18 protein-coding genes and 1 tRNA gene are annotated in these 9,354 nt (G+C 42.5%); 17 read left to right on the top strand and 2 right to left on the bottom strand.

Features of this window, described 5'->3' with window-relative positions:
- Positions 1 to 15: 15 nt before the first annotated feature.
- Both P9211_RS08150 and ndhN read right to left on the bottom strand, forming a co-directional pair.
- Positions 16 to 87: transfer RNA gene (locus tag P9211_RS08150), tRNA-Gln, on the bottom strand.
- A gap of 116 nt (positions 88 to 203) precedes the next feature.
- Complete coding sequence (gene ndhN, locus P9211_RS08145) at positions 204 to 665, bottom strand: NAD(P)H-quinone oxidoreductase subunit N (protein WP_012196230.1); 462 nt, start codon at positions 663 to 665, stop codon at positions 204 to 206.
- A 380-nt stretch (positions 666 to 1,045) separates the two neighbouring features.
- Between ndhN and rplC the strand changes: the two genes are divergently transcribed.
- The 17 genes from rplC to rpsE all read left to right on the top strand — a co-directional run bounded on the left by rplC (position 1,046) and on the right by rpsE (position 9,348).
- Positions 1,046 to 1,705, top strand: coding sequence for a 50S ribosomal protein L3 (gene rplC, locus P9211_RS08135; RefSeq protein ID WP_012196229.1), 660 nt, complete (start codon positions 1,046 to 1,048; stop codon positions 1,703 to 1,705).
- Positions 1,705 to 2,340, top strand: a complete 636-nt coding sequence (gene rplD / locus P9211_RS08130; protein WP_012196228.1) for a 50S ribosomal protein L4 — start codon at positions 1,705 to 1,707, stop codon at positions 2,338 to 2,340. Before rplC ends, rplD begins: the two co-directional genes overlap by 1 nt.
- Positions 2,333 to 2,635: a 50S ribosomal protein L23 gene (locus tag P9211_RS08125; protein ID WP_041391629.1), complete on the top strand. Its 303-nt coding sequence runs from the start codon at positions 2,333 to 2,335 to the stop codon at positions 2,633 to 2,635. The genes rplD and P9211_RS08125 overlap by 8 nt, the downstream gene beginning before the upstream one ends.
- Before the next feature lie 11 nt (positions 2,636 to 2,646).
- Entirely contained in the window at positions 2,647 to 3,510 is an 864-nt protein-coding gene (gene rplB / locus P9211_RS08120) for a 50S ribosomal protein L2 (protein WP_012196226.1), read from the top strand.
- Between the two features lie 35 nt (positions 3,511 to 3,545).
- Positions 3,546 to 3,821, top strand: coding sequence for a 30S ribosomal protein S19 (gene rpsS, locus P9211_RS08115; protein WP_012196225.1), 276 nt, complete (start codon positions 3,546 to 3,548; stop codon positions 3,819 to 3,821).
- Between the two features lie 2 nt (positions 3,822 to 3,823).
- On the top strand, positions 3,824 to 4,213 hold the full coding sequence (gene rplV / locus P9211_RS08110; RefSeq protein WP_012196224.1) for a 50S ribosomal protein L22: 390 nt from the start codon (positions 3,824 to 3,826) through the stop codon (positions 4,211 to 4,213).
- Positions 4,213 to 4,944, top strand: coding sequence for a 30S ribosomal protein S3 (gene rpsC, locus P9211_RS08105; RefSeq protein ID WP_012196223.1), 732 nt, complete (start codon positions 4,213 to 4,215; stop codon positions 4,942 to 4,944). Before rplV ends, rpsC begins: the two co-directional genes overlap by 1 nt.
- 13 nt (positions 4,945 to 4,957) lie before the next feature.
- Positions 4,958 to 5,497 (top strand): 50S ribosomal protein L16, encoded by a 540-nt coding sequence (gene rplP, locus P9211_RS08100; RefSeq protein WP_012196222.1) that lies wholly within the window; start codon positions 4,958 to 4,960, stop codon positions 5,495 to 5,497.
- A 2-nt stretch (positions 5,498 to 5,499) separates the two neighbouring features.
- Entirely contained in the window at positions 5,500 to 5,712 is a 213-nt protein-coding gene (gene rpmC, locus P9211_RS08095) for a 50S ribosomal protein L29 (RefSeq protein WP_012196221.1), read from the top strand.
- A gap of 13 nt (positions 5,713 to 5,725) precedes the next feature.
- Positions 5,726 to 5,992: a 30S ribosomal protein S17 gene (gene rpsQ, locus P9211_RS08090; RefSeq protein ID WP_012196220.1), complete on the top strand. Its 267-nt coding sequence runs from the start codon at positions 5,726 to 5,728 to the stop codon at positions 5,990 to 5,992.
- Positions 5,989 to 6,354: a 50S ribosomal protein L14 gene (rplN, locus tag P9211_RS08085; protein ID WP_012196219.1), complete on the top strand. Its 366-nt coding sequence runs from the start codon at positions 5,989 to 5,991 to the stop codon at positions 6,352 to 6,354. The genes rpsQ and rplN overlap by 4 nt, the downstream gene beginning before the upstream one ends.
- A 51-nt stretch (positions 6,355 to 6,405) precedes the next feature.
- The gene (rplX, locus tag P9211_RS08080) at positions 6,406 to 6,717 is read left to right on the top strand and encodes a 50S ribosomal protein L24 (RefSeq protein WP_012196218.1); all 312 of its coding nucleotides are present in this window, start codon (positions 6,406 to 6,408) and stop codon (positions 6,715 to 6,717) included.
- A gap of 68 nt (positions 6,718 to 6,785) precedes the next feature.
- A complete protein-coding gene (rplE, locus tag P9211_RS08075) occupies positions 6,786 to 7,325 on the top strand; it encodes a 50S ribosomal protein L5 (protein ID WP_012196217.1) in 540 nt (179 codons plus the stop codon).
- Positions 7,326 to 7,340: 15 nt separating this feature from the next.
- A complete protein-coding gene (gene rpsH / locus P9211_RS08070) occupies positions 7,341 to 7,742 on the top strand; it encodes a 30S ribosomal protein S8 (RefSeq protein ID WP_012196216.1) in 402 nt (133 codons plus the stop codon).
- Between the two features lie 11 nt (positions 7,743 to 7,753).
- On the top strand, positions 7,754 to 8,293 hold the full coding sequence (gene rplF, locus P9211_RS08065) for a 50S ribosomal protein L6 (RefSeq protein ID WP_012196215.1): 540 nt from the start codon (positions 7,754 to 7,756) through the stop codon (positions 8,291 to 8,293).
- 42 nt (positions 8,294 to 8,335) lie between these two features.
- Positions 8,336 to 8,704 carry a 50S ribosomal protein L18 gene (gene rplR, locus P9211_RS08060; protein WP_012196214.1) on the top strand — a complete coding sequence of 123 codons (369 nt, stop codon included), beginning with the start codon at positions 8,336 to 8,338 and terminating at the stop codon, positions 8,702 to 8,704.
- Positions 8,705 to 8,718: 14 nt separating this feature from the next.
- On the top strand, positions 8,719 to 9,348 hold the full coding sequence (gene rpsE, locus P9211_RS08055) for a 30S ribosomal protein S5 (RefSeq protein WP_012196213.1): 630 nt from the start codon (positions 8,719 to 8,721) through the stop codon (positions 9,346 to 9,348).
- Positions 9,349 to 9,354: the final 6 nt, after the last annotated feature.

The raw sequence follows: 9,354 nt of genomic DNA, 5'->3' as shown, positions 1-9,354 counted from the left end.
AAACCTTTCTTGGAACTGGGGCGCTAGGATTCGAACCTAGGAATGGCGAGACCAAAACCCGCTGCCTTACCACTTGGCGACGCCCCATTGAGGGAAATGAGCTTTTTAAAAAGCTCTTCCCAACTTATACAAAATAATTGCACATTTTGGATTCAGATAGTTCATTTCATTAGGACCAGCTTTTTTATTGGAGGATTGATTGCTTATTGCTCTAAAAATTTGCGCATTGATTGCCATTTCAGTTTCCTTTCCCCTCCCATTTCTACAACTATTTTTAATTGGGGGTCTTTCTCGGATAGATCGCATAAGGCAAGTAATTCTGAACGCGATAGCACTTGACCTTCTAGTAACCATAGTGCCAAGGGTTGTTCCTCGGAGAGTAATTCATGAAGTTGAGGAATTACTTCTTGGACTTCACCCAGTGCTCCATTGCGACCAATATTTTGATGGCCTAAATGAGGAGGCCTAATGCCATGAAGCTTTAGTAGAAAAACCTCTGGGTCGCCAAAACCTCTTACGGAGGTGATTTGTGTCCTATATCCAGCAGCTTTTAAGCGTCGTAGCAATCTTGTTTCTGCTCCACCTTCTAGTGGGGTCTGAATGGCAAGACAGCAAGCAGATTCAAGATCATCACGAAATTCCTTCCCAGATAGCAATAGAGGCATTTCTTTTGAAGTAAATTCAGTCTAAAGAGAGTTGGACAGAGAAATTGGTGGATTTCTAGAACCCATTGTGGTGTATTCTATAAAATTGCTGTGATTTTCTGTGCCCGTACGCTAGCCGGGCCTCCAGGAAAACCAGCAGATTCGATGATTGCATCGGATCAATTGGCTTGGACAGATTAGGGTTTTTGTAATCCAACTCTGTCGAGAAACTGATCGAACTAAATTTCGACCAAGTCTCAGCCAGCTGATTTTTGCTAGTTACAGCCGAACTAACAGTTAGTTTGTTTTCGGTTTTAAACGAGTCATTCAAATCAGCCAATTACTCAAAGTGCCTTTTTTTGGGGCTTGAGTATTTATCCAGCTGGCGTTATTGCTTCATTATGTCTATTGGCATCCTAGGTAAGAAATTGGGAATGTCCCAGTTTTTTGATGACAAGGGTAGGTCGGTTCCAGTCACGTTGATTGAGGCCGGGCCTTGTCGTATTACTCAATTAAAGAGCTTAGCTACGGATGGTTATTCCGCTGTACAGATTGGCTATGGCTTTACTCGGGAGAAGCTGGTAAATAAACCTTTTAAGGGTCATTTATCAAAGTCTGGGGAAGGTTTTCTTCGACACTTGCATGAGTATCGAGTAGATGATTTGGGTGTTTATGAGTTAGGAGCCAAAATCACAGTGGGTAATTTCGAGGCTGGTCAGAAGGTAGATGTTAGCGGTAATTCAATGGGGCGAGGATTTGCTGGTTATCAGAAAAGACATAGTTTTAGCCGCGGACCAATGAGTCATGGTTCAAAAAATCACCGTCAACCTGGATCAACTGGAGCTGGTACGACACCAGGACGTATTTATCCTGGCAAGAGAATGGCCGGTAGATATGGAGGTAAGAAAATTACAACTAGAGGCCTGACAATTATGAAGATAGATAGTGATCGAAATCTTCTTGTTGTGAAAGGATCGGTACCTGGCAAACCAGGATCACTCCTGAATATTCGACCTGCTCAACGTGTTGGTTCTCAGAATCTCACTGGAGGTAAGAAATAATGGCTAATTGTGTTGTGCTTGATTGGCAAGGTCAGGAGGCAGGCAAAGCCACTCTTGATTTAAAAGTGGCAAAAGAAACTACTGCGGTTGATTTAATCCATAGAGCGGTTGTGCGCCAACAAGCTCATTCAAGGCAGGGTACTGCAAGTACTCTTACCAGATCAGAGGTTAGAGGTGGTGGACGTAAACCTTATAAGCAAAAGGGGACTGGTCGAGCTAGGCAAGGATCAATTAGAACTCCTCTGCGTCCAGGAGGAGGCATCATTTTTGGTCCAAAGCCACGTAGTTTTAGCCTAGGTATGAATCGAAAAGAGAGGCGTCTAGCTTTGCGAACTGCTCTGATGGCAAGAATTAATGATTTGATGATTGTTCAGGATTTTGGCACTGCCCTTAAAGTTCCTAAAACTCGTGAAATCGTTGAAGCCCTATCTCGTTTTGGGATAGCTGATGATGCCAAAGTATTAATTATTCTTGCTCAACCATCTGAGATTATTATTCGCTCAGTTCGCAACATCGAAAGAGTCAAAGTCATAGGTGCTGATCAATTAAATGTTTTTGACTTGCTGAATGCAAATTCATTGGTCATTGGCGAAAAGGCTTTGTCCACCATTAAGGAGGTATATGGAGATGACTAAGATGTTTAAGGAACGTTTGGCTGACGTAATTCGTCGTCCTTTGATTACAGAGAAGGCTACTCGTGGATTGGATTTAAATCAGTACACTTTTGAAGTAGACCCTAGGGCTGCTAAACCAGACATAAAAGCTGCCATTGAAAAGATGTTTGATGTCAAGGTCATTGGTATTAGTACTATGAATCCACCAAGAAGAACTCGAAGAGTGGGCCGGTTCGCTGGGAAACGATCCCAAGTCAAGAAGGCAATTGTGAGGTTGGCTGAGGGGAACACAATTCAATTATTCCCAGAGGCATGAGGTTTTAAACAATGGCTATTCGTACATTTCGTCCTTACACACCTGGCACTCGAACTAGAGTTGTAACTGACTTCAATGAGTTAACAGGTCGGAAACCAGAACGATCCTTGGTCGTTTCTAAACATCGGCTTAAAGGAAGGAATAATAGAGGTGTAATTACTTGCCGACATCGAGGGGGAGGACATAAGCGTCTTTATAGAATCGTTGACTTTCGTCGTAATAAACATGACGTTCCAGCAAAAGTAGCGGCAATACACTATGACCCTCATAGGAATGCAAGACTTGCATTGCTTTTTTACTCTGATGGGGAAAAGCGTTATATCCTTGCTCCTGCAGGCATTGCTATTGGTCAAGAAGTGATATCTGGACCAAAGGTTCCGATTGAAACGGGCAATGCGATGCCACTTTCAGCTATCCCTTTGGGATCGAGTGTTCATTGTGTTGAGTTATATGCCGGACGAGGGGGGCAAATGGTTCGAAGTGCTGGTGCTAGTGCTCAAGTTATGGCGAAAGAAGGAGATTATGTCGCATTAAGACTCCCTTCAACAGAGGTACGGTTAATAAGACGTGAGTGCTATGCAACTCTTGGGGAAGTAGGGAATTCAGAAATTAGAAATACAAGTTTGGGTAAGGCTGGACGTCGCAGATGGCTAGGACGTAGGCCACAAGTTAGAGGAAGTGTAATGAACCCTTGTGACCACCCTCATGGTGGTGGTGAAGGGCGAGCACCAGTTGGTCGTGCTGGTCCTGTAACTCCTTGGGGTAAGCCAGCTCTTGGTTTGAAAACTCGAAAGAGAAACAAGCCTAGTAACAGGTTTGTTCTGAGAAAACGTCGCCGAGTCTCCAAGCGGAGTCGGGGGGGACGAGATTCTTGATGCTTTTTATCTTCATTTATTTCTCTTAATCCGCTATGGGACGTTCACTTAAAAAAGGCCCTTTTATCGCCGATAGCCTTCTTAAAAAGGTTGAAAAACAGAACTCTAATGATGACAGGTCAGTTATCAAGACCTGGTCAAGAGCCTCCACCATCCTTCCAGTAATGATTGGACATACAATTGCTGTGCATAACGGCAAAAGTCATATACCAGTTTTTATTACTGAGCAGATGGTTGGCCACAAATTAGGGGAGTTTGCTCCAACTCGTACTTACAAAGGTCACATTAAAGATAAAAAAGGAGCTCGTTAGAAATGGTTGAATCATCATCTTCCAAAACCAAATTTGCTCAGGCCCATGGTCGTTATATCAGAGGGTCTGCTTCAAAGGTTCGCCGAGTCCTTGATCAGATTCGTGGTCGAACTTATCGAGATGCCCTAATTATGCTTGAGTTCATGCCCTATCGATCGACTGGACCAATTACAAAGGTTTTGCGTTCAGCTGTTGCTAATGCCGAGAATAATATGGGTTTAGATCCTGCTTCTTTGGTTATCACTCGTGCAACAGCTGATATGGCTCCTTCCATGAAAAGATATCGTCCAAGAGCTCAAGGACGGGCTTTTGCAATTAAAAAACAGACTTGCCACATTAGTATTTCTGTGGCTCCGTCTTCTGAATCAACTAACTCTGAGGCTTCTGACTGATGGGACATAAAATTCACCCAAATGGCTTGAGGCTTGGAATTACCCAAGAGCATCGTTCTCGTTGGTATGCCTCCAGTAAGACATATCCAACCCTTCTTCAAGAAGATGATCGTATTAGAGGATTTATTCAAAAGAAATATGCATCTGCAGGGATTAGTGATGTATTGATAGCTCGTAAAGCAGATCAGTTAGAAGTTGAATTGAAAACAGCTAGGCCTGGAGTCATTGTTGGGAGACAGGGTAGTGGCATTGAAGAATTAAGATCTGGTATTCAAAAGACTATTGGTGATAGAAGTCGACAAGTTCGAATTAATGTTGTTGAGATTGAGCGAGTGGATGCTGATGCACACCTTTTAGCGGAATATATAGCTCAACAACTTGAGAAACGTGTTGCTTTTCGAAGAACAATTCGTATGGCTGTGCAACGTGCTCAAAGGGCAGGAGTGCTTGGGCTGAAGATTCAGGTAGGGGGGAGGTTAAATGGAGCAGAAATTGCCCGATCTGAATGGACTAGAGAAGGACGTGTCCCTTTGCATACTCTTCGTGCTGAGATTGATTATGCAAATAAGACTGCTAATACAACTTATGGTGTATTGGGCATAAAAGTTTGGGTGTTTAAAGGAGAGGTTCTTTCTAAAGAAGATCAACCTTTGCCAGTTGGTGCAAGTCCGAGAAGAAAAGGTAGTAGAAGACCTCAGCAGTTTGAGGACAGATCCAATGATGGTAAATAAGGAGGTATAAACCATGCTCAGTCCTAAACGAACAAAATTTCGCAAGCAACAACGTGGTCGAATGAGAGGAGTTGCCACAAGAGGCAATAAAATTGCATTCGGCCAATTTGCTTTGCAAGCTCAAGAATGTGGCTGGATTACATCCAGACAGATTGAAGCAAGTAGAAGGGCTATGACCCGCTATGTCAAACGCGGAGGCCAGATTTGGATTCGTATTTTTCCAGATAAACCAGTAACTATGAGGCCTGCTGAAACTCGTATGGGATCTGGTAAAGGAAACCCTGAATTCTGGGTGGCTGTGATTAAGCCAGGCCGCATACTCTTTGAAATGGGAGGTGAAGAAATTACTGAATCAATTGCAAGGGAAGCAATGCGTTTGGCTCAGTACAAGCTTCCTATAAAAACAAAGTTTATAGCGTTGGCGGAAGGTGAAACCCCTACTCAAGTTGGGAAGGCATCATCGGCGTCACTTGCCAACTTAGACGAAGATGCTAACTCTCAGACTGATGATGAGACATCTTCTAGTGGATCAGTCGCTACCGTGGAGTCTTAATTATGGCCAGACCAGAGATATCAGAGGTGACCAAGCTCACTGATGATGACCTTAAAAACAAGATTGATGAAATCCGTAAGGAGCTATTTGATCTTCGTTTTAAGCGGGCCACTAGGCAGCTTTCAGAAACCCATCGTTTTAAGGAGGCCCGCATTCAGTTGGCTCAGCTTTTAACGGTTCAGGGCGATCGTAATCGCTCCAAAACTTCCTCCTAAATATTTAGAAACTATGGCACTTAAAGAAAGACTAGGCACAGTCGTTAGTGACAAGATGGACAAAACCGTGGTGGTTGCGGTTGAGAATCGTTTTCCCCACCCCATTTATCAGAAGATTGTTAGTAGAACTGCTCGGTACAAAGTTCATGATGCCGAGAATACTTGCAAAGTTGGGGACAAGGTCCGCATTACGGAGACGCGTCCTTTAAGCGCTAGTAAGCGATGGACTGTTGCTGAGGTTCTTCGTTCAACTCACGAGATTAAGGAGGTATCAAAATGATTCAGCAAGAGACATTCCTTACTGTTGCAGATAATAGTGGCGCAAAGAAGCTGCAATGTATTCGAGTACTCGGCTCTAATAGAAGGTATGCCCATGTTGGAGATGTAATTGTCGCCGCGGTAAAGGATGCTTTACCAAATATGGGTGTTAAGAAGTCAGATGTAGTTAAAGCAGTAGTGGTTCGTACTAAGGCAACACTCCGCCGAGAAACAGGAAATTCAATTCGATTTGATGATAATGCTGCAGTACTTATTAATGAAGACAAAAACCCTAGAGGGACTAGGGTTTTTGGTCCTGTTGCGAGGGAATTGCGTGAACGCAACTTCACTAAAATTGTTTCTCTAGCTCCGGAGGTGATTTAAATGATGAACCTCAATCAAAAAAATAAGAATCTCGTTTCTTCAAGGATCAAGATGCGTATTCGTAAAGGTGACACCGTACAAGTGATTAATGGGAAAGAGAAAGGGAAAACAGGAGAGGTTTTAAAGACTTTACCGTTTGAGAATCGAGTAGTTGTTCAAGGGATTAATCTTCGAACGCGACATGTAAAACCAACTCAAGAAGGTGAGACTGGACGAATCGTTACCGAAGAAGCTTCGGTTCATGCTTCTAATGTGATGATCTATTCCACAGAAAAAAAAGTTGCTAGCAAGGTGGAAATTTTTATAGAAAAAGATGGTTCTAAGAAACGACGATTGAAGAAAACTGGTGAATTAATTGATTAATTCACCAGTTTCATTTCGTTGCTCTTTTTAAATTCTGACAAAGACCAGAATTAATTTCACCATCAACCATGTCACTCAAACATCGCTATCGAGAGACAATTCGCCCCAAATTGCTTAAAGACTTGGGCCTCTCCAATATTCATCAAGTACCTAAGGTTGTGAAAGTCAACGTTAATAGGGGGTTAGGAGAAGCTGCCCAAAATTCTAAGACTTTGGAAGCTTCTCTTTCTGAGATGGCAACTATTACTGGGCAAAAAGCCCTTGTCACTAGGGCAAAAAAAGCTATTGCAGGCTTTAAAATTCGTGAGGGCATGCCAATAGGTTGTACTGTCACGCTTCGTGGAGAAAGAATGTATGCATTTTTAGAACGTTTAATTAATCTTGCTTTGCCAAGAATTCGAGATTTTAGAGGAGTCAGTCCAAAGAGTTTTGATGGTCGCGGAAACTACACTCTTGGAGTCAAAGAGCAACTTATTTTTCCTGAAATCTCTTTTGACAAAATTGACACTATTAGAGGTATGGATATCACCATAGTTACTAGTGCTAGATCCGACGAGGAGGGCAGGGCTCTCTTAAAAGCGTTGGGATTTCCTTTCCGTAGTACCTGAGCTTTTTAGACACATATGGCTAACCACGATCCTATCTCTGACATGCTCACTCGCATTCGAAATGCCAGTGAAAAACGTCATGAAACTACTCGAATCCCTGCTTCTCGTATGTCTAGAAGCATTGCAAAAGTTCTTCAAAAGGAGGGTTTTATAGCCCAAATTAGTGAGGAAGGAGAGGGATTTAAAACCCAACTTGTTCTTGAATTGAAATACAGCGGTAAGCACCGCCATCCAACAATTCGTTCAATGCAGAGGGTTAGTAAGCCTGGACTAAGAATTTATAAAAATACTCGAGGGTTGCCCAAAATTTTAGGTGGTCTTGGAGTAGCCATTATTTCTACTTCTAAAGGAGTAATGAGTGACCGTGACGCTCGGAAACAAGGTGTCGGCGGTGAAGTTCTCTGTTACGTCTATTAGGAGATTTTATTATGTCTAGAATTGGTAAACAACCCATCCCAGTCCCTGAGAAAGTTGCTGTCGAACTAGATGGACTTTCTTTAACAGTTAAAGGACCTAAGGGAGAGCTTAGTAGAACTCTTCCAGAAGGAGTCAGCATTAGTCAGGTTGATAATTCTATTGTTGTTTCGGCAATCAATTCAAAAAGAAAGTCGCGAGAACGTCATGGCTTGTCTCGTTCTTTAGTAGCCAATATGGTGGAAGGAGTTAGTAAAGGTTATTCAAAAAAATTAGAAATCGTAGGTGTTGGATCTCGAGCTCAGGTTAAAGGTAAGAATCTAATCGTAAGTGCTGGATACAGTCACCCGGTAGAAGTTATTCCTCCAGATGGAATTACTTTTGTGGTTGAAAATAATACAAATGTGACAGTATCAGGCATCGACAAGGAACTTGTTGGTAATGAAGCTGCAAAAATACGAGCAATTCGTCCACCTGAACCTTATAAAGGTAAAGGTATTAAGTATGCTGGTGAGCGAATAATTAGAAAGGCTGGTAAGTCAGGTAAGAAATAGCAATTCTTTTTTCTCTTTTTTATCAATGATCTCGATTTAACAATGGCAACTCTTTCTAAAAAACAGCAAACTCAAAAACGGCATAAGCGATTGCGGCGTCATTTAAATGGAACCAATCATCGCCCTAGACTGGCTGTATTCCGTTCCAATAACCATATATATGCTCAAGTTATTGATGATGAGGCCCAAAGTACTATTTGCTCTGCCTCGACTTTGGATAAAGACCTTAGAGAGAAACTTAAGGCTTCAGGAGGCAGTTGTGATGCTTCAATGGCTGTAGGTGCTTTGCTTGCTCAACGGGCTCTAGCTAAAGGTATAGAGCAAGTTGTTTTTGATCGTGGAGGTAATCTCTATCACGGTAGGGTTAAGGCTCTAGCTAAATCTGCTCGTGAAGCTGGCCTTAAATTTTGACTTCTGATAAAACCATGTCCGACACTCCAAACAAAAACCAAACTAAAGAAACCTCTTCGGCAGTACCTGCGGCCGCTGAAGGACAGCAACAGCAACAGCGAAAAGGTGGCGGTAATCGCGGCGAAAAAAGAAATAGACGCTCAGGAAGAAATCAAGAACGAGACTCAGAATGGCAAGAGAGAGTAGTCCAGATTCGCAGGGTCTCTAAAACAGTGAAAGGAGGTAAGAAAATGAGTTTTAGAGCGATTGTTGTTGTTGGTAATGAGAAAGGTCAAGTAGGTGTGGGTGTAGGTAAAGCAGGAGATGTGATAGGCGCTGTAAGGAAAGGAGTGGCTGATGGTAAAAAAAATCTCGTCAAGGTTCCTTTGACAAGAAATAGTTCTATTCCGACTCTTTCTAATGGAAGAGATGGTGCAGCTAGTGTTTTAATTCGTCCTGCTGCCCCTGGTACTGGTGTAATTGCTGGAGGCTCTATTCGTACTGTTTTAGAGTTGGCTGGTATTAAAAATGTTCTTGCTAAAAGATTGGGTAGTAAAACACCATTAAATAATGCAAGGGCAGCAATGGTTGCTTTGGCAGAACTTAGGACTCATAAAGGCACAGCCAAAGAGAGAGGCATTTCTCTTGAGCAAATTTATTCTTAATTTCTA

Origin of the sequence: Prochlorococcus marinus str. MIT 9211, assembly GCF_000018585.1 — a bacterium.
GTDB classification, from domain to species: domain Bacteria; phylum Cyanobacteriota; class Cyanobacteriia; order PCC-6307; family Cyanobiaceae; genus Prochlorococcus_D; species Prochlorococcus_D marinus_B.
Note: the sequence above shows the minus strand (reverse complement) of the source record. Positions and strands in the feature narration are given on the sequence as shown.

Excerpts from the sequence above, each read along its gene's own strand:
- rplE (WP_012196217.1), top strand. The coding sequence starts at position 6,786 with ATGTCACTCAAACATCGCTATCGAGAGACAATTCGCCCCAAATTGCTT.
- rpsS (WP_012196225.1), top strand. The coding sequence starts at position 3,546 with ATGGGACGTTCACTTAAAAAAGGCCCTTTTATCGCCGATAGCCTTCTT.
- rpsQ (WP_012196220.1), top strand. The coding sequence starts at position 5,726 with ATGGCACTTAAAGAAAGACTAGGCACAGTCGTTAGTGACAAGATGGAC.
- rplF (WP_012196215.1), top strand. The coding sequence starts at position 7,754 with ATGTCTAGAATTGGTAAACAACCCATCCCAGTCCCTGAGAAAGTTGCT.
- P9211_RS08125 (WP_041391629.1), top strand. The coding sequence starts at position 2,333 with ATGACTAAGATGTTTAAGGAACGTTTGGCTGACGTAATTCGTCGTCCT.
- rplB (WP_012196226.1), top strand. The coding sequence starts at position 2,647 with ATGGCTATTCGTACATTTCGTCCTTACACACCTGGCACTCGAACTAGA.
- rplC (WP_012196229.1), top strand. The coding sequence starts at position 1,046 with ATGTCTATTGGCATCCTAGGTAAGAAATTGGGAATGTCCCAGTTTTTT.
- rpsE (WP_012196213.1), top strand. The coding sequence starts at position 8,719 with ATGTCCGACACTCCAAACAAAAACCAAACTAAAGAAACCTCTTCGGCA.
- rpmC (WP_012196221.1), top strand. The coding sequence starts at position 5,500 with ATGGCCAGACCAGAGATATCAGAGGTGACCAAGCTCACTGATGATGAC.
- rplX (WP_012196218.1), top strand. The coding sequence starts at position 6,406 with ATGCGTATTCGTAAAGGTGACACCGTACAAGTGATTAATGGGAAAGAG.
- rplD (WP_012196228.1), top strand. The coding sequence starts at position 1,705 with ATGGCTAATTGTGTTGTGCTTGATTGGCAAGGTCAGGAGGCAGGCAAA.
- rplP (WP_012196222.1), top strand. The coding sequence starts at position 4,958 with ATGCTCAGTCCTAAACGAACAAAATTTCGCAAGCAACAACGTGGTCGA.
- rplV (WP_012196224.1), top strand. The coding sequence starts at position 3,824 with ATGGTTGAATCATCATCTTCCAAAACCAAATTTGCTCAGGCCCATGGT.
- rpsC (WP_012196223.1), top strand. The coding sequence starts at position 4,213 with ATGGGACATAAAATTCACCCAAATGGCTTGAGGCTTGGAATTACCCAA.
- ndhN (WP_012196230.1), bottom strand. The coding sequence starts at position 665 with ATGCCTCTATTGCTATCTGGGAAGGAATTTCGTGATGATCTTGAATCT.
- rplR (WP_012196214.1), top strand. The coding sequence starts at position 8,336 with ATGGCAACTCTTTCTAAAAAACAGCAAACTCAAAAACGGCATAAGCGA.
- rpsH (WP_012196216.1), top strand. The coding sequence starts at position 7,341 with ATGGCTAACCACGATCCTATCTCTGACATGCTCACTCGCATTCGAAAT.
- rplN (WP_012196219.1), top strand. The coding sequence starts at position 5,989 with ATGATTCAGCAAGAGACATTCCTTACTGTTGCAGATAATAGTGGCGCA.